At 55.1% G+C, this 16,692-nt stretch carries 18 protein-coding genes; all 18 read right to left on the bottom strand.

Annotated features, from left to right (window positions below; genetic code table 11):
• Window positions 1–65 precede the first annotated feature (65 nt).
• Window positions 66–848 (bottom strand): lysine/arginine/ornithine ABC transporter substrate-binding protein ArgT, encoded by a 783-nt coding sequence (gene argT / locus NMC31_RS11350; RefSeq protein ID WP_253897975.1) that lies wholly within the window; start codon window positions 846–848, stop codon window positions 66–68.
• 294 nt (window positions 849–1,142) lie between these two features.
• Window positions 1,143–1,712 (bottom strand): UbiX family flavin prenyltransferase, encoded by a 570-nt coding sequence (locus NMC31_RS11345; protein WP_253897974.1) that lies wholly within the window; start codon window positions 1,710–1,712, stop codon window positions 1,143–1,145.
• A gap of 81 nt (window positions 1,713–1,793) precedes the next feature.
• Window positions 1,794–2,042 carry a hydrogenase maturation factor HybG gene (gene hybG / locus NMC31_RS11340; RefSeq protein WP_253897973.1) on the bottom strand — a complete coding sequence of 83 codons (249 nt, stop codon included), beginning with the start codon at window positions 2,040–2,042 and terminating at the stop codon, window positions 1,794–1,796.
• 12 nt (window positions 2,043–2,054) lie between these two features.
• On the bottom strand, window positions 2,055–2,396 hold the full coding sequence (gene hypA / locus NMC31_RS11335) for a hydrogenase maturation nickel metallochaperone HypA (RefSeq protein WP_149461991.1): 342 nt from the start codon (window positions 2,394–2,396) through the stop codon (window positions 2,055–2,057).
• Window positions 2,389–2,880 carry a hydrogenase-2 assembly chaperone gene (gene hybE, locus NMC31_RS11330; protein ID WP_253897972.1) on the bottom strand — a complete coding sequence of 164 codons (492 nt, stop codon included), beginning with the start codon at window positions 2,878–2,880 and terminating at the stop codon, window positions 2,389–2,391. The genes hypA and hybE overlap by 8 nt, the downstream gene beginning before the upstream one ends.
• A complete protein-coding gene (locus NMC31_RS11325; RefSeq protein WP_253897971.1) occupies window positions 2,873–3,367 on the bottom strand; it encodes a HyaD/HybD family hydrogenase maturation endopeptidase in 495 nt (164 codons plus the stop codon). The genes hybE and NMC31_RS11325 overlap by 8 nt, the downstream gene beginning before the upstream one ends.
• Window positions 3,367–5,070 carry a hydrogenase 2 large subunit gene (hybC, locus tag NMC31_RS11320; RefSeq protein ID WP_253897970.1) on the bottom strand — a complete coding sequence of 568 codons (1,704 nt, stop codon included), beginning with the start codon at window positions 5,068–5,070 and terminating at the stop codon, window positions 3,367–3,369. The genes NMC31_RS11325 and hybC overlap by 1 nt, the downstream gene beginning before the upstream one ends.
• Window positions 5,067–6,245, bottom strand: coding sequence for a Ni/Fe-hydrogenase cytochrome b subunit (gene hybB, locus NMC31_RS11315; protein ID WP_015963623.1), 1,179 nt, complete (start codon window positions 6,243–6,245; stop codon window positions 5,067–5,069). The genes hybC and hybB overlap by 4 nt, the downstream gene beginning before the upstream one ends.
• A complete protein-coding gene (hybA, locus tag NMC31_RS11310; protein WP_253897969.1) occupies window positions 6,235–7,218 on the bottom strand; it encodes a hydrogenase 2 operon protein HybA in 984 nt (327 codons plus the stop codon). Before hybA ends, hybB begins: the two co-directional genes overlap by 11 nt.
• Window positions 7,219–7,220: 2 nt before the next feature.
• Window positions 7,221–8,339 (bottom strand): hydrogenase 2 small subunit, encoded by a 1,119-nt coding sequence (gene hybO, locus NMC31_RS11305; protein ID WP_015963621.1) that lies wholly within the window; start codon window positions 8,337–8,339, stop codon window positions 7,221–7,223.
• Between the two features lie 387 nt (window positions 8,340–8,726).
• The gene (gene purF, locus NMC31_RS11300) at window positions 8,727–10,244 is read right to left on the bottom strand and encodes an amidophosphoribosyltransferase (RefSeq protein ID WP_108473563.1); all 1,518 of its coding nucleotides are present in this window, start codon (window positions 10,242–10,244) and stop codon (window positions 8,727–8,729) included.
• Window positions 10,245–10,277: 33 nt separating this feature from the next.
• A complete protein-coding gene (cvpA, locus tag NMC31_RS11295; protein WP_015963619.1) occupies window positions 10,278–10,766 on the bottom strand; it encodes a colicin V production protein in 489 nt (162 codons plus the stop codon).
• Between the two features lie 265 nt (window positions 10,767–11,031).
• Window positions 11,032–11,733, bottom strand: coding sequence for a cell division protein DedD (gene dedD / locus NMC31_RS11290; protein WP_253897968.1), 702 nt, complete (start codon window positions 11,731–11,733; stop codon window positions 11,032–11,034).
• Entirely contained in the window at window positions 11,723–12,991 is a 1,269-nt protein-coding gene (folC, locus tag NMC31_RS11285; RefSeq protein ID WP_253897967.1) for a bifunctional tetrahydrofolate synthase/dihydrofolate synthase, read from the bottom strand. The genes dedD and folC overlap by 11 nt, the downstream gene beginning before the upstream one ends.
• Window positions 12,992–13,063: 72 nt before the next feature.
• Entirely contained in the window at window positions 13,064–13,978 is a 915-nt protein-coding gene (gene accD / locus NMC31_RS11280) for an acetyl-CoA carboxylase, carboxyltransferase subunit beta (RefSeq protein WP_231828311.1), read from the bottom strand.
• 153 nt (window positions 13,979–14,131) lie between these two features.
• Window positions 14,132–14,791, bottom strand: a complete 660-nt coding sequence (locus NMC31_RS11275; RefSeq protein ID WP_149461982.1) for a DedA family protein — start codon at window positions 14,789–14,791, stop codon at window positions 14,132–14,134.
• A 28-nt stretch (window positions 14,792–14,819) separates the two neighbouring features.
• Window positions 14,820–15,632, bottom strand: coding sequence for a tRNA pseudouridine(38-40) synthase TruA (truA, locus tag NMC31_RS11270; RefSeq protein WP_015963614.1), 813 nt, complete (start codon window positions 15,630–15,632; stop codon window positions 14,820–14,822).
• Window positions 15,632–16,645, bottom strand: coding sequence for an aspartate-semialdehyde dehydrogenase (locus tag NMC31_RS11265; protein WP_253897966.1), 1,014 nt, complete (start codon window positions 16,643–16,645; stop codon window positions 15,632–15,634). Before NMC31_RS11265 ends, truA begins: the two co-directional genes overlap by 1 nt.
• Between the last annotated feature and the right edge of the window lie 47 nt (window positions 16,646–16,692).

The following is a 16,692-nucleotide window of genomic DNA, read 5'->3' as shown; positions in this document are numbered from 1 at the left end:
TGCACAGCTTCGAAACATTGGCAGCATCAATGCACCATTTAAGTGCATTGATGCTGCCGGGGAAATTAATCCCCGTAGACGTTGAAGTTAAAGTACTTCTTCGCCATTTTGTCGTAAGTGCCATCGGCGCGGAGTTCAGAAAGCGCTTTATCAAACGCCTGCTTCAGCTCGACATCATCTTTACGCAGCCCAACGCCTGTGCCATCGCCAAAGAATTTTTTGTCCTTCACGGAAGGCCCGGCGAAGTCAAAATCCTTTCCGGCAGGTTGTTTAAGGAAACCTTCACTGGCGGCCACTTCATCCTGCAAAGCGGCATCCAGACGACCCGCCGCCAGGTCGGAGTAGATCAGATCCTGGTTCTGGTACGCGACGACATCAACGCCTTTGCTGCGCCAGTTTTGGTTAGCGTATGCTTCCTGAGTCGAGCCCTGCAATACGCCGACGTGCTTACCTTTCAACGAATCCAGCGTTGGCTGGATAGGCGAACCTTTTGCGGCAATCAGACGAGAATCTGCCGCGTAGAGCTTGTCGGAGAAGGCAATCTCCTGCTGACGTTTTTCGGTGATAGAGAGAGAAGAGATAATCGCGTCGATTTTCTTCGCTTTCATGGAAGGGATCAGGGCATCAAAATCACTGCCGACCCAGGAACACTTGACCTGCATGCGTTTGCACATTTCATTACCCAGATCGATATCAAAGCCGATGAAATCGCCTTTGGCATCTTTCGAGGAAAACGGTGCATAGGTGGTGTCGGTGCCGATACGGATACTTTCCGGGAGTGCGGCGAATGCGCTGGACACGCTGCCAAGACCGAGCAGTAAAGAGAGAGCCAGAACCGTCTTCTTCATACATACCCCTTTAAAAATCGTGATGCAGTGAGCTGCTATCTAATAGGTTGTGTTGTGTGTTGCAGACCAACAGTGCAGCTTTTATGCCATCTTTATCGTCAACGCGGACATTGACGTTAAATTTGTTAATAAAAAGATGCAATACGGTAACAAGATAGGAAGATAGCAGTTCGGACACATAATCCGCAGCAGTAAAACGCAAAATACGTGATTAAATATCGAGGATTTGATCGGCGTTACAAAATCGCCCTGCAACAGGGCGAAAAGCACAGATTAGCACCACATTGGTGCAGCTCAGGCACCTTGCCAGCGGGTAAAGAGATCCTGCGGCAGGTCGATATTGAAGAGATCGAGAACGCGGTTAACTGTCTGATTTATAATATCATCAATGGTTTGCGGCCGATGATAAAACGCCGGAACAGGCGGCATAATCACCGCGCCAATCTCGGCGGCCTGAGTCATTAAGCGCAGATGCCCCAGATGCAAGGGGGTTTCGCGCACACAGAGCACCAGCGGGCGACGCTCTTTGAGCACGACATCCGCCGCGCGCGTCAGTAACCCATCGGTATAGCTGTTCACAATGCCGGAAAGGGTTTTCATTGAGCACGGCAGAATCACCATGCCCATGGTTTTGAAGGACCCTGAGGAAATGCTGGCGGCGATATCGCGGGCATCGTGAACGACGTCCGCCAGCGCCTGCACCTCACGCAAGGAGAGATCTGTTTCCAGCGAAAGGGTTTGCCGCGCGGCCTGGCTCATCACCAGATGTGTTTCAATATCAGGTACTTCGCGTAAAACCTGAAGCAGGCGTACGCCATAAATTGCGCCGCTGGCACCGGATATTCCAATAATAAGTCGTTTCACTGTGACTGCCCTTTTTGCGTAATGCTGCAACTTAGCAGGATTATAGCCTCCTGGGCCAGTTCAACGAAATTAAACCGTTCCTTACGCTAACGTTTCGTCATACTCCATCTGCCGCAGCGCTGCCAGCGTCGCCTGCGCTTCGGCTTCATCAATAATGCTCATGGCAAACCCCACGTGCACCAGCACCCACTGCCCAACGAGGTCGGCGGTGTCGCCTTCGCAGATAAGCGCAATATTCACATCGCGCTTCACGCCACAGACTTCCACCTGCGCGAGCTGGTGAATATCTTCACCCACGGCCAGCACCTGGCCCGGTACGCCAATACACATAATTAACTCCGGTTATTCCACTTCAATACTTTTTACCCGCAACGAATCGCCCGTATCGACGCGCAAATTCGCACCATCACACTGCGGGCAACGCGCATCATGCTGGGTGATTTCAACCGCGCGGCTGCAATCCCAGCACCAGGCCTGCGCGGGGCGGTACTCAATATGCAATTCACAGCCTTGCGCGACGGTGTTCTGACAGACGATATCAAAGCTAAAGCGAACAGCGCGCTCTTCCACGCAGGAGAGCGCGCCGATCTCCAGCCATACGCCCGTTACGCGGTTAACACCGTGCTGCGCGGCCTGCTGCTGGATGATTTCCACTGCGCTCTGGCACAGCGACAGCTCATGCATCCGCGACACTCCGACGGCCAAACAGCAGCGAGCGACGGCTTGCCATACTCGGCGCATCCGGGTTACTTACCGGAAGAGAAAGCAGCATCCGCGCGCAATCATCCACCAGCCGAAGCCCTTCTTCCACCGAGAGCGTTTTAGGCAGCGGCGACATCAGCGAGCAAGAGAGATATTGCGAAACGCCTTCCAGTTCTCCGACCGTAAAGGTCATGGTGCCGTAAGGCAGTTGCAACCCCAGCTTTTCACTGAGGGTACGCAGCGGCCAGCGCTGGTCCGGGCCGGGAAAAATAACCGCACTCAGCATCCACGGAGTGATAACGCAGCCGGTCCATTGCCCTTCAAAGAGCGTGAAGTTCGACACGGAGACCGGCATTGACGGGTGCAGAAACGCCAGGTCATGCATTGAACGGCGAGCCACATCCTCAAACGCCGCCTGCACCAATAACTGCGGTGACGTTGAGAAACCGCTGATTTCTTCAGACATGCGTTCCCTCCCGGGCAATCACTTCAACCCCCGATTCGCGCAGCGCCAGCAGCACCTGCTCGAGCGCTGGCGTAATCATCGCCTCTATGGTTGGCGTTAAACCGATATGGGGCTCCAGCGATTCAGGGATTACGCCCACCAGGGTGAGTCTTTTCGGAAACTCGCCCGTGAAGCGCAGAGCCGACAGAACGTCGGCCAGCCCAAGCTGATGCGGGGAGATTTTATTGGTAAACAGCGCCGGTACCTCATCGTCGCGCAACACCATAATCGTGCCCGGCGTATTTTTGCGTGAGACGATAGCGTCAGCGATAATCAGATGATCGCGATCGGCCATATCGCCCAGTAGCTCCATGCCTGCCGTACCGCCGTCGAGCACCTCGACGTAATCCGGCAGGATGTAACGCTGCTCCAGAGCCTCCACAATACGCACGCCGATAGCCTCATCGGTGAGCAAAATGTTGCCAACGCCTAAGACTAAAATCCGCATCACAGCACCTTCACCGCGACAACATCATTGCCGTCGGCGTCCACCACATGCACCGCGCAGGACATGCACGGATCAAAGGAGTGAATCGTGCGTACCACTTCCAGCGGTTTTTCTGGATCGGCGACCGGCGTACCCACCAGCGAACGTTCATACGGGCCGACTTCGTCGTTGAAATTACGCGGGCCAGAGTTCCAGGTCGAAGGTACAACCGCCTGGTAGTTGCTGATAATGCCGTCTTTAATCACCATCCAGTGCGACAGCATACCGCGCGGCGCTTCGAGGAAGCCGACGCCTTTAAACTCACCGGTTGCCGGAATATTCGGTTTCACAAAGGTGGTATGGTCACCCTTGCCGATGTTCGTCACCAGCGCGCTGTACTGGTGCTGAAGAATATGTTGCAGTTCGCAGCAGTGAACGGTGCGCCCGATGATGCGACCAAGCGTTGAGTGCAGTTGTTCAACGCCCAGCGTTTTACCCGTCAGCTTAGTGTAAATGGCGATGATTTCGTTGAGCTTCGCGTGTGTTGATTCGCGTTTTGCCGCCAGTTTGCACAGCATATTCGCCAGCGGCCCCACTTCGACAGTTTTACCGTAGAAGGTCGGGGATTTCACCCAGGAGTATTTTCCGTCGTCTGACCAGCCGGTATAGTTCGGCACGGTAGTGCCCTCCCACGGCGCCTGTGGCGATTCGTCTTTATACCACGCGTGCTTCGCACTCTCCTGAATCCCTTTAATCAGGAATTCATCAGACTGAGAAGTGATAGGCCGATAGGTCGACAGGTCACTGTTGGTGATATAACCGCCCGGGAAGAGGAAGCTGCCGTTTTTACCGTCAGTCGGGAATTCCGGCGTTGCCAGATAGTTTACCGCCCCGCGACCGCGCTCCAGCCACTCCGGATAAAACGCCGCAATAACCGCCGTATCGACTTTATAAACCTGCTCCACAAAATCGCTCAGTTTGTCGATAAAGGATTTGATGTACATCAGGCGTTCAAGGTTCAGCACGCCCAGGCCATCCAGGTTGATCGGGTTCGCTACCCCACCGACAGCAAGATTCTGAATATGCGGTGATTTACCGCCCAGCAGCGCCACTACGCGGTTCGCGTCACGCTGGCACTCCAGCGCCTGTAAATAGTGCGCCACCGCAATCAGGTTCACTTCCGGCGGCAGTTTCATCGCCGGGTGCTCCCAGTAGCCGTTGGCGAAAATGCCTAACTGACCGCTGGACACCAGGTCCTTGATTTTGTTCTGGACTTTGGTGAACTCTTCCGCACTGTTCAGGTGCCAGCTTGAGACGCCGGTCAGCATCGCCGAGGCTTTCGCCGGGTCAGCTTTCAGGGCTGACGTGATATCCACCCAGTCGAGCGCTGAGAGCTGATAAAAATGCACAATGTGGTCGTGAGTGGTGTGCGCCGCCAGAATAATATTGCGGATATGCTGTGCATTCACCGGCACATCAATTTTCAGCGCGCTTTCCGCCGCACGCACAGATGCAATCGCATGCGTGGTGGTGCACACGCCGCAGATACGCTGCACAATCATCCAGGCATCACGCGGATCGCGATTTTTGACAATCTCTTCCATGCCGCGCCACATGGTGCCGGACGCCCAGGCCTTAGACACCACCCCATTTTCAATTTCGCAGTCGATGCGCAGGTGCCCTTCAATTCGGGTTACCGGGTCAATCGTAATTCTCTGGCTCATGCTTTACTCGCCTCATGACGCTTGTTGTCGTTTTGTTTTAAAGGGGGAAGTATCGGCAACAGACGAATGAGCAGGATGTATGCACAAATCTCAATTGCCACAAAACCCATAGAAATCAGCAGTTCTTCCCAGGTTGGGAAGTAGTGGTAGCCGCCACCGGGGTTGAATGCCACCAGCGAATAGGAGATACGCCAGGTCGCACAGCCCAGCAGCGCACTCAGTGCGGACAGGTAAAGCATGCGCGAATCATTGCGCAGTTTCCCGACGCGCAGTACCACCAGCGGGAAGAGCATCAGCAGCGCTTCCAGCCAGAACAGGAAGGAGTAGAAATCCCCCGCAAAGGCATACGACAGTTTGTGGCGATAAACCAGCTCGCCGACGCGCAATACCAGGAACAGCGCAAGCAATACGCTGGCGGTATTCATCAACTTCACAAACAGCGATTTCTCATCCGGCCCTCTTCCCCGTAACCCGGTTTGCACCAGCGAACCTTCAAACACCACAATGGCGAAGCCCATGATGAAAGCGGTCAAAACCGAGAAGAGCGGCAGCATCTCGTAGCTTTGCCACAGTGGATGCACTTTATAGCCCGCCGAGATCATCAATGACCCCATGGAAGACTGGTGCATGGTTGGCAGCAGCGCGCCAAGCGCAATGATGAAGAACATCAGTTTATTGAGGAACTTCAGCGGCACCTTCCAGCCCATCCGTTCCAGCAGCGCGGGCGCAAACTCCAGTGCCATTACGCCGATATAGATGGTCATACAGACGGCGGTTTCAAACAGCACCGAGTTAACGTTAAAGTGCCCCGGAATATAAAAGTACGGCAGGTTCCAGTAACGCCCAACGTCGATGGTGATCGACAGGCCGCCGAGCGAATAGCCAAACAGGCTGGCCAGCAGCGCCGGACGCACCAGCGGGTGATAACGCCCTTTGTTGAAGACATACACCGCCCAGGCCAGCGCCCAACCGCCGCAGGCAAAGCCGGTGCCGATCAACAAATCGAAGGCGATCCAGATCCCCCACGGGTATCCGCCGTTAAGATCCGAAACGGAACCCAATCCCCAGATCAGACGTTTAACGATCATGATCAGGCACAGTACTGCCAGCGGAGCGAAGATAATGATCGGCTTACTGATAATTTTCCCGCCCAGCGGTTTTGGATCATGACTCATGATCGTCTCCTCCGTCGTGAGGGCCGCTTTTGGTATTGCGACGCACCAGCACGGTTAACCCCGCCAGCAAAGCAAGCGGCAGCATCATGCCTTTATAAACGGTGTGTTGGACATGTTCAGAACGCGCCCCGGTAGAGAGCTCATCCAGCTTCGGCAAGCCCAGATTCTCATAAGGCACACCGGTCAACACCAGCACCTGCGTTCCGCCGCCCTCTTTCTCACCGTAAAGGTGTGGATGGTAGTTCGGTACCGTATGCAGGTAGGTATCCCCTGTTTTCAGGGTCTGACGCGGGTAGTGGTATTCGCTTCCCGGCTTGAGGGCCAGACGTTTTTTCGCCTCCGCCATCAGCTCTTCGCGTGTGCCAAAAATCACCGCACCCGCCGGACAAACAGAGACACAGCCGGGCAATCCGCCTTTATCTAAACGTTCAACACCCTTCTGATTACACAGTTCACATTTGTGAATCGCGCCAAACGGGTTGTTGTAATCGTATTTCGGCACGTTATAGGGGCATGCGACCATGCAGTAACGGCAGCCGGTGCAGACATCTTTGTTGTAATGCACAATGCCGGTTTTGGGGTCTTTTCGCAGCGCCTGGACCGGGCAAACAGAGACGCAGTTCGGGTCTACACAGTGCATGCACTGCTTTTTGATGTAGGCGTAGCCGTTCTCTTCCTTGTCTTTGTTGACACCTGTTCCGCTGCGCCACACCTGAATGATGTTATTGGTATAGGGCGACAGTTTGTCGTTATTGGACCAGGTTTGTTCGCCCTGCGGGTTGCGCGCCGGGAAGTTGATATTCTGACACTCGGTCACGCAGGCCTGGCAGCCGACGCAAAGCGTTGAGTCATATAACATCCCCAGCGAACCCGGAATCGGTGGGCGGTTTTCCGCCGCCTGAGCCACGGAAGGGGCAGCCCCCAGCAGCAAAGCGCCGCCGGAGGCAGCTTTAATAAAGTTTCGTCTGTTCACGGTTATTCTCCCCGTGAGTCAGTGTTATCTTTCTTCTGCTGACGCCCCAGCTCGCGAACGGCCATCACGCTGACGCCCGCCACCAGACCAACCACGCCTCCCAGTAAACCCACGGCGCCCGCTGAAATCTCGCCGCCCTCTTTCAGGTCTACATCGGGTTTTTCCGCGCGCGGTGTTTGATTTTCAACCGTTGCCAGTTGGTGGATACCTTTGTGGAAACCAACGCCCTCTTCATTACAGCCGTAACACGGATGACCAATCGCCACCGGCCATACGCCGCCAACATCGCAGAATTGCAGCGTTGAGCAGTTGCCGTACGTTTCCGGCCCTTTGCAGCCCAGGTGGTACAGACACCACCCCTGACGGTGACCTTCATCGCCAAACTCTTTGGCAAAGCGCCCTGCATCAAAGTGCGGACGGCGTTCGCAGTGTTCGTGGATCAAACGACCATAGGCGAAGGTTGGGCGATTTTTGGCATCGAGCTTCGGCGGTTTACCAAAGGTGATGATATGCGCGACGGTCGCGAGGAAGTTGTGCGGGTTCGGTGGGCAGCCAGGAATGTTGATTATTGTTTTGCCCGGCAAGGCTTCCTGAAGCCCTACCGCGCCGGTCGGGTTAACGCCCGCCGCCGCCACGCCGCCCCAGGCAGCGCAGGAGCCAATTGCAATAATTGCCGCAGCACCTTCTGCCGCTTTGCGGATATGGTCGATAATCGGCTCACCGGCGACCATGCAATAAATACCGTTATCTTTTAACGGGATCGAGCCATCGACCACCAGCACATACTGACCTTTGTATTTTTCCAGGGCATTGTGCTTGTTCTCTTCAACCTGATGGCCGAAGGCGGCGGAGAGCACTTCGTGGTATTCCAGAGAGATAGTCTCCAGCACGAGGTTTTCGACGGTGGGGTGCGTTGCGCGGAGCAGAGATTCCGTGCATCCGGTACACTCCTGCGCGCCAATCCAGATAACCGGCGGACGCTGCGGGCGGGTGATTGATTCGGCCATCTCGGCGGCCGCTTTACTACTGAGCCCCATCGTGGCGGCCAGTGCTGCACAAAGCTTCATAAAATCACGGCGGTTAACGCCATGAGAAGTGCTGAGGGTGTTATCTCCAGTCATCTTGTTGTTATTCCGTAACGAAGACTTGGGTTTCTTCTGCACCTCTCGCAGGTTGCAAAAGGCGCACCATTGACCACATTTATTTTATGGTTATTGGCAGCATACTACTCCGCCATATAGACAAAACGAAGGGTCGAGAGGGTTTTGTAACCAATGAAAGCAGTTTTTCTTACCACCTCATTAACCCCTAATTGGCATTATCCACACATTAAAAATGGTTAATGGACGCTACTATAAAATTTATGGCAGTGATGTTTATCCGGTTTGTTCACACTATTGAAAAACGGATTCTGAAAAATGTGAGGAAGACGAAATTACTGCGAAAAGAGAGGGATAGGATTGGGGGTATAGAAAAGAAAACGCCAGGTTTCCCTGGCGTTAGACGCGTTAACCTTCGTTATGCATCTCTAAGTTTTCCACTTCGTTCTGCAACTGCACCGCTTTGGCGTCGTCGTTACGTAGGGAATCGAGATAATCGAGGTACTGTTGATCGACATCTTTGGTGACGTATACACCGTTAAACACCGAACACTCAAACTGCTGAATATCCGGGTTTTCTGCGCGTACCGCGTCGATCAGATCGTCCAGATCCTGGAAGATAAGACCATCTGCGCCAATGATCTGGCGGATTTCGTCAACTTCACGACCGTGGGCAATCAGCTCGGTCGCAGTTGGCATGTCGATGCCGTACACGTTCGGGAAGCGAATTTCCGGTGCGGCTGACGCCAGATACACCTTCTTCGCCCCTGCTTCACGCGCCATCTCGATAATCTGCTCTGAGGTGGTGCCGCGCACGATGGAGTCATCAACCAGCAGGACGTTTTTATCGCGGAACTCGGCACGGTTGGCGTTCAGCTTACGGCGTACGGATTTACGACGCAGCTGCTGGCCCGGCATGATAAAGGTACGGCCAACGTAGCGGTTTTTCACGAAACCCTGACGATACGGTTTACCCAGAATACGCGCAATTTCCAGCGCGATATCGCAGGACGTTTCCGGAATCGGGATCACCACATCGATGTCCAGATCTTCCCACTCGCGGGCAATCTTTTCACCGAGTTTGGTGCCCATATTCACACGCGCGCTGTAAACGGAAATCTTGTCAATAAAGGAGTCCGGACGCGCGAAATAGACGTACTCAAACAAACATGGGTTGCTCACCGGGTTATCTGCACACTGGCGAGTAAAGAGCTGCCCCTTCTCGGTGATGTACACCGCTTCGCCCGGCGCCACGTCGCGCAGGAATTCAAAGCCCAGGGTATCGAGCGCCACGCTTTCGGAAGCGACCATATACTCGGTGCGGCCATCGCCAATATCGCGTTTGCCCAGCACCAGCGGACGAATACCGTTCGGGTCGCGGAAGGCGACCATGCCGTGACCGATAATCATCGCCACACAGGCGTAAGCGCCACGGATTTGGCGGTTAGTCGCGGCAATCGCAGCGAAGATGTTATCGGCTTCCAGCGGATAATGGCGGAAATTGTCGAGTTCGCTGGCGAAGATATTCAGCAGGATCTCGGAATCAGAAGTGGTGTTGATGTGGCGGCGCTTCTCTTCGAACAGTTTTTGACGCAGTTCGTGCGCGTTGGTCAGGTTGCCGTTATGGGCAAGCGTAATGCCATACGGGGAGTTGACGTAGAAAGGCTGCGCCTCAGACGCGCTGGAGCTGCCAGCGGTTGGGTAGCGCACGTGGCCAATCCCCATGTTGCCCTGCATACGCTGCATATGGCGAGCTTCAAAGACATCGCTGACCAGCCCGTTTGCCTTGCGTAAACGGAAGCAGTTGTTCGCATCAATGGTGATGATGCCCGCGGCATCCTGTCCACGATGCTGCAGCACCGTTAACGCATCATAAATCGACTGGTTGACCGGCATAACACCGGCGATACCGACAATACCGCACATACGTCTTTTCCTCGTTAAGCCACATCTCAGGACTTATGTCCTGGGCAAGAAACTTGACGAGCTTTGCAGATAGTCAAAGAACCATCTGATGATGAAACTGAACTGCGGAATAAGCTGCGATTTATGCCAGTCTTCGCTTTTCGCAACGCCCGTAAAGGTATCGAGGAAGAACAGAATGGCGGCGACGATTAACACCCCGCGCAGCGCACCAAAGCAGATGCCCAACACTCTGTCCGTTCCCGACAAACCGGTTTTTTCCACCAGTTGACCGATAACGTAGTTAACGATAGCGCCGACGATAAGCGTCGCGATAAACAGTACCGCGATAGCAATCCCGTTGCGAACCAGTTCATCATCAAAGCCCGTGAACCAGACGGACAGGTAAGTGTAGTAATGACTGGCGACAAAGAAGGCACAGCCCCATGTCACCAGCGATAACGCTTCACGAACAAAGCCACGGATAAGGCTAACCAGACAGGAAAAACCTATTACCGCGATAATGGCGTAATCAATCCAGACCATATGTGTCCCACGATGCTACGCCCTGTCATCCGGTTCGGGGCGCATTCTAACAGAAAAAGAAAACGTTTGCGTAGGGATTTCCTTTCCCTGCGAAAATAAAAAAGGCGCTGAAAAAATGTTCAACGCCATCGCTTCTGAAGGGGGTTTTTACCCCCTCACCCCGGCCCTCTCCCTCAGGGAGAGGGAGAAAGCACGCACCGAACTTTACATCGTGCTCGATCGGTTCCCTCTCCCTGAGGGAGAGGGTTAGGGTGAGGGGTCACCTTTAATTCGGCGAATACCCCATCACCACTCCGCTCAGCCCGGAGATCTGCTTAAGCTCGCCAAGTGAACCTTTCAGCTTATCTTTCGACGCATCAGGTCCCACCAGGATGCGGGTAATTTTACCCTGGACTGGCGTAGAAGGCGACGTGTAGACGCGATAGCCAGCACCGCGAAGCGAGGCGACAATCTCGTTTACTTTATCGGCGTTTTTCAACGCGCCAAGCTGCACAACGTACGCCTTCCCTTCCGGGGCCGGTTTTTCAGCAGGCGTCGGTTTGGCTGGCGGCGTTTCGGTCGCGGCAGCGATTTGCTCGCTGGCGACATCACGCGTTGGCTGCGGCTTCGGTTTCGGCGGTTCAACCGGTTTTGGTTTTGGCTTCGGTTGTTCCACCGGTTCCGGCGCAGGATCGATGCCGTTATTGTTTGCCGCGGCAAAACGCCCTGGATCGAGCGACGGTGCTGCCGCATCGCCAGCCCTCACCTCTTCCGCCGCGCCTTCCGGCGGCTGCGCAGGCAGCGCCTGCGTCGCCGTCGGCAGCATATCGGGCTCATCCCGGTCGCCCGGTTTTGGCACCAACGGGATCGCGGCAAACTCATCCTGGTAATGTTTTTTCTGCCCGTCGAGCAGCCCTGGCAACACGATGACGCCCAGCGCTACCAGTACAATTGTCCCGACTAAGCGGTTCTGAAACTTACTTGCCACCGGTTCTCCCCGCGTCTAACTCTTCCATTACATGCGCTACCGTGTGGAATGAACCACACACCAGCACCGTGTCTTCCGGCCCGGCATCGGCCATCGCCGCGTGCCACGCCTGCGCCACGCTGGCGTAGACGGTTCCTGCGCGTAAATGTTCCACCAGTTGTTCAGCGGTGGCCCCGCGCGGCCCCTCTAAAGGCGCACAATACCAGCTATCGACAATACCTTCCAGACACGCCAGCGTACCGGCGATATCCTTATCATGCAGCATACCAATAACCGCCAGAACACGCCCGGTTAGCGGCTCAGATTTGAGACGCCCGGCGAGGTACGCGGCAGCGTGGGGGTTATGCGCAACGTCCAGAATCACGCGTGGCGAGGTCTGGATAGTCTGAAAACGTCCCGGCAGAATCGCGCTGGCAATGCCTTCACGAATGGCCTGTTCGCTGACATTCAGTCCGCTGGCGCGCAGTGCCGCCAGCGCAGTGGCAGCATTCGGCTGCGGCACCTGTGGCAACGGCAGCGCGTCCAGGCGGCCTGTCGCATCGCTAAACCACCAGCTTTCAGCGCCCACGTCATACTGCCAGGCAATATCGCGTTGTAACAGCTGTGCGCCCTTTTCACGCGCCACATCAGCGATCGTCGTCGGCATATCCGGCTCACCTACGACGGCCGGACGCCCGGCACGGAAGATACCGGCTTTTTCACGGCCAATACTTTCGCGATCCGGCCCCAGCCAGTCGGTATGATCCAGCGCGATGCTGGTAATGACCGCCACATCCGGGTCCACCAGATTTGTCGCATCCAGTCGTCCGCCCAGCCCCACTTCAAGGATAACCACATCCAGCCCGGCCTGTTTAAACAACCACAGCGCCGACAGCGTGCCATATTCGAAATAGCTCAAAGAGATGTCGCCGCGCGCCTGCTCAATAGCGGCAAATGACGCCGTATGCGCGCTTTCAGCGAGCTCCGCACCCTGCACACGCACGCGTTCGGTATAACGCACCAGATGCGGAGAACTGTAAACACCCACCTTGTAACCCGCCGCCGTCAGCATCGCCTCCAGCGTCCGACAGGTGGTCCCTTTGCCGTTAGTTCCGGCAACGGTAAAGACAAATGGCGCTGGCTTTTGCACGTTCAGCCGGGCAGCCACCTCGCCCACACGCTCCAGGCCGAGGTCGATGGTTTTGGTGTGGAGGTGTTCCAGATAAGAAAGCCACGTAGCCAGGGGCGACGTGGCCTGAGGAATTAGTTTGTTGTCCATGGTGCCCGCGATTTCTTTAACGGTGATGAGAAGCAAAAAGGGCAGCGCCGTCTGGCCCTGCCCTTTGCATTATCAGGCCTCTGGTTCCTGATCCGGTACCGGCGGTACCACCACACTTTCGTGGGCTTCATCCGGATGTGGCGCCGGAAGATTCATGAGCTTCGCCAGGATGCTCGCCAGTTTCAGGCGCATTTCCGGACGACGAACAATCATATCGATTGCCCCTTTCTCAATCAGGAACTCACTGCGCTGGAATCCCGGCGGCAGTTTTTCACGAACGGTTTGTTCGATAACTCGCGGGCCGGCAAAGCCGATCAGCGCTTTCGGTTCAGCGATATTCAGGTCGCCCAGCATCGCGAAGCTCGCCGATACGCCGCCCATGGTTGGGTCGGTCAGTACGGAGATATACGGCAGACCGCGTTCCTGCATTTTCGCCAGCGCCGCAGAGGTTTTCGCCATCTGCATCAGCGACATCAGCGCTTCCTGCATACGCGCGCCGCCGGATGCAGAGAAGCAAATCAGCGGGCAGTTATCTTCCAGTGCCTGCTCAACCGCACGGACAAAACGCGCGCCGACTACGGAGCCCATCGAACCGCCCATAAAGGCGAATTCGAATGCCGCAGCCACCACTGGCATTTCGTGCAGCGTGCCTTTCATGACCACCAGCGCATCTTTCTCGCCCGTTTCTTTCTGAGCAGACGCCAGACGGTCTTTGTATTTCTTGGAGTCACGGAACTTCAGCACGTCTTTGGGCTCAAGCTCGCTTCCCAGTTCCACCAGTGAACCTTCATCCAGCAGGCTATGCAGGCGATTACGCGCTGACATACGCATGTGGTGGTCACACTTAGGGCAAACCTCCAGGTTACGCTCCAGCTCGGCGCGGTACAGAACCTGCCCGCAGCTGTCGCACTTGGTCCATACACCCTCAGGAATGCTCGCTTTGCGTGTAGGGGTGATGTTGCTTTTAATTCGTTCAATCCAGCTCATTGATAACCTTTCTGCCTGAACCTGGTCGATGCCAGTTTTGTCATAAGGGGCGCATGATGCCATTTTTGCCCCTTACAGACCATGAATGTTGCACATTAAAACATAACAGCCCGAAACTTTGGACAAAAAAGTGGTCGAACCGCGAATTCGCGCTTACTTCGCTTGTTTTGCCGCCGCGCGACGGTGGCGCACAATCTCGATGATACCCGGCAAAATAGAGACCACAATAATGCCGACAATCAATAACTTAAGATTATCCTGGATCATCGGAATCGTGCCAAAGAAGTAACCTGCATAGGTAAACAGCAGTACCCACAGCACCGCGCCAATCACGTTATAAGCGGCGAAATGACGATAGGACATATGCCCCATCCCGGCCACAAACGGCGCAAAGGTGCGCACAATGGGTACGAATCGCGCCAGAATAATCGTTTTTCCGCCGTGTTTTTCGTAAAACTGGTGCGTTTTATCCAGGTAGCTGCGGCGGAAAATTTTTGAGTTCGGGTTACTGAATAGCTTCTCACCAAACAGTCGCCCTATCGTGTAATTCACCGCATCTCCCGCAATCGCGGCAATCAACATTAATGCCACCATCAGATGGACGTTAATGTCATTGGTGCCCAGCGAGGCCAGCGCCCCGGCCACAAACAGCAGGGAATCTCCCGGTAAAAACGGCGTAACAACCAGGCCTGTTTCACAAAAGAGAATTAAAAACAGAATGGCATAAACCCAGACGCCGTATTGCGCGACGAGCTCTGCCAGATGCACATCAATATGTAGAATAAAATCAATAAGAAAGTGAATCAGATCCATAATTGTCTTCAGCCTTTGTGAACTGCTCTCAGTCCGCTAAAAATAGCGGCCCCATGGGTACGCGCGGTAGGTCAAAACGTTCCGGGTAATCAACAGAAACCAGATACAAACCTTCCGCTTTCGCCGTTGCTGCCGCCAGCGTTCTGTCTTTTGCGGCTAACAACTCAGCAATCCAGCTCTCTGGCTGGTTTTGGGCGCCGACTTCCATCAGACTGCCGACGATATTCCTTACCATATGATGCACAAAGGCATTGGCTTTGATATCCACCACCACATACGCACCATAGCGAGCAACATTAATATGCATAATATTGCGCCACGGCGTGCGTGACTGGCACTGCACCGCGCGGAACGAGGTGAAATCGTTCTCGCCCAGCAAACACTGTGCGGCACGGTGCATCCGCGCTTCATCCAGCGGTTGATGATAGTGGGTCACCCCCTGACTCATCACCGCCGGACGCAACCGATGATTGTAGATGATGTAGCGATAACGGCGAGCCGTGGCGCTAAAACGCGCATGAAAATCTTCCGGCACATGTTTCACCCAACGCACCGCAATGTCACCAGGTAAATTCGCATTTACTCCCAATGTCCACGCCGCGTCTTTGCGATCGGCGGTAGTTTCAAAATGCACCACCTGCCCGGTACCGTGTACGCCGGAGTCAGTCCGCCCGGCGCAAAACACCGTAATCGGTTCATTGGCGACCTGAGTGAGCGCTTTTTCCAGCTTTTCCTGGACACTGCGTACTTCATTTTGACGCTGCCAGCCATAATATTTGCTGCCGTCATACTCGATGCCCAGCGCAATTTTATAGACCGGCTGTTGCTGCACTTCCGACATTAGTACATGTACTCCTGCACTAATTTTTCAGCGATTTTCACCGCCATCAGTGCACCGCCAAAGCGAACGTTATCGGCGACCGACCAGAACTGCACCTGTTCCGGCATACCGTAGTCATTGCGCACACAACCAATAGACAAATGCGCACTACCGGAAGCATCGTTCACCTGCGTCGGGAATTCATTCTCTTCAGAGAGCACAACATCTTCGCCACGCGCGAAAGCATCACGGGCTTCGTCTGCAGCCAGCGGACGCATGGCTTCGAATCCGACCATCTGCGCATGACCATAGAAGACCGGCGACTGGACGCAGTTAGCGGAGATAATCAGGCCTTCGTCCTGCAAAATTTTGCGTGTCTGGTCAACAATGCGCTGCTCTTCACGCACGATCCCTTCACGATTTGGCAGCAGCGGCAGCATGTTGAACGCCAGCTGGCGACCGAAGAAATCGTCATCATCAATCGGAATGCCGTTGAGCAGTTTTGCACTCTGCCCCGCCAGCGCATCAACGGCTTTCTTGCCGTGAGCCGATGCAGAGATCAGGCACGTCACGTTGATACGCGCCAGGCCGCCCTGATCGATAAGCGGTTTCAGCGCGGCCAGCAACTGGCTGGTCTGGCTGTCCGGCACGGCAACCAGATTACGGTTACGATAATCGGCCAGCACAAACGGGTTCACTTCCGGCACCACCAGCGGCACGTCCGGTTCAAGCGCGAACAGTCCGCTCAAATCGATAACCAGGCAGCCTGAGTTAGTGGCTTCTTCCACGTAAGTGGAGGTAGCTTCCACACCCGCCACGAAGAACGCGAGTTGAACCTGCGTCCAGTCGAATTCCGCCGCATCCTGAACGCGCACGGTTTTCCCGCCAAAACGCAGAGATTCCCCGGCACTTTCGCTACGCGCCAGCGCATAGAGCTCACCGACCGGGAACTCTCGCTCCGCCAGTGTTTCCAGCAGGGCTTCCCCAACGGCGCCCGTTGCGCCCAGTACGGCAATATTCCAGCCTTCAGACATGGTGATTTACTCCAGAAATAGCGACGTGCCTCGCCGACAGGCAAGGC

Origin of the sequence: Pseudocitrobacter vendiensis (genome assembly GCF_943590815.1) — a bacterium.
Classification (GTDB): Bacteria; Pseudomonadota; Gammaproteobacteria; order Enterobacterales; family Enterobacteriaceae; genus Pseudocitrobacter; species Pseudocitrobacter vendiensis.
This window is presented reverse-complemented; position numbering and strand designations above follow the sequence as displayed.

Excerpts from the sequence above, each read along its gene's own strand:
- argT (WP_253897975.1), bottom strand. The coding sequence starts at position 848 with ATGAAGAAGACGGTTCTGGCTCTCTCTTTACTGCTCGGTCTTGGCAGC.
- hybG (WP_253897973.1), bottom strand. The coding sequence starts at position 2,042 with ATGTGTATTGGCGTACCGGGCCAGGTGCTGGCCGTGGGTGAAGATATT.
- hypA (WP_149461991.1), bottom strand. The coding sequence starts at position 2,396 with ATGCATGAGCTGTCGCTGTGCCAGAGCGCAGTGGAAATCATCCAGCAG.
- hybE (WP_253897972.1), bottom strand. The coding sequence starts at position 2,880 with ATGTCTGAAGAAATCAGCGGTTTCTCAACGTCACCGCAGTTATTGGTG.
- NMC31_RS11325 (WP_253897971.1), bottom strand. The coding sequence starts at position 3,367 with ATGCGGATTTTAGTCTTAGGCGTTGGCAACATTTTGCTCACCGATGAG.
- hybC (WP_253897970.1), bottom strand. The coding sequence starts at position 5,070 with ATGAGCCAGAGAATTACGATTGACCCGGTAACCCGAATTGAAGGGCAC.
- hybB (WP_015963623.1), bottom strand. The coding sequence starts at position 6,245 with ATGAGTCATGATCCAAAACCGCTGGGCGGGAAAATTATCAGTAAGCCG.
- hybO (WP_015963621.1), bottom strand. The coding sequence starts at position 8,339 with ATGACTGGAGATAACACCCTCAGCACTTCTCATGGCGTTAACCGCCGT.
- purF (WP_108473563.1), bottom strand. The coding sequence starts at position 10,244 with ATGTGCGGTATTGTCGGTATCGCCGGTGTTATGCCGGTCAACCAGTCG.
- cvpA (WP_015963619.1), bottom strand. The coding sequence starts at position 10,766 with ATGGTCTGGATTGATTACGCCATTATCGCGGTAATAGGTTTTTCCTGT.
- folC (WP_253897967.1), bottom strand. The coding sequence starts at position 12,991 with ATGGACAACAAACTAATTCCTCAGGCCACGTCGCCCCTGGCTACGTGG.
- accD (WP_231828311.1), bottom strand. The coding sequence starts at position 13,978 with ATGAGCTGGATTGAACGAATTAAAAGCAACATCACCCCTACACGCAAA.
- NMC31_RS11275 (WP_149461982.1), bottom strand. The coding sequence starts at position 14,791 with ATGGATCTGATTCACTTTCTTATTGATTTTATTCTACATATTGATGTG.
- truA (WP_015963614.1), bottom strand. The coding sequence starts at position 15,632 with ATGTCGGAAGTGCAGCAACAGCCGGTCTATAAAATTGCGCTGGGCATC.
- NMC31_RS11265 (WP_253897966.1), bottom strand. The coding sequence starts at position 16,645 with ATGTCTGAAGGCTGGAATATTGCCGTACTGGGCGCAACGGGCGCCGTT.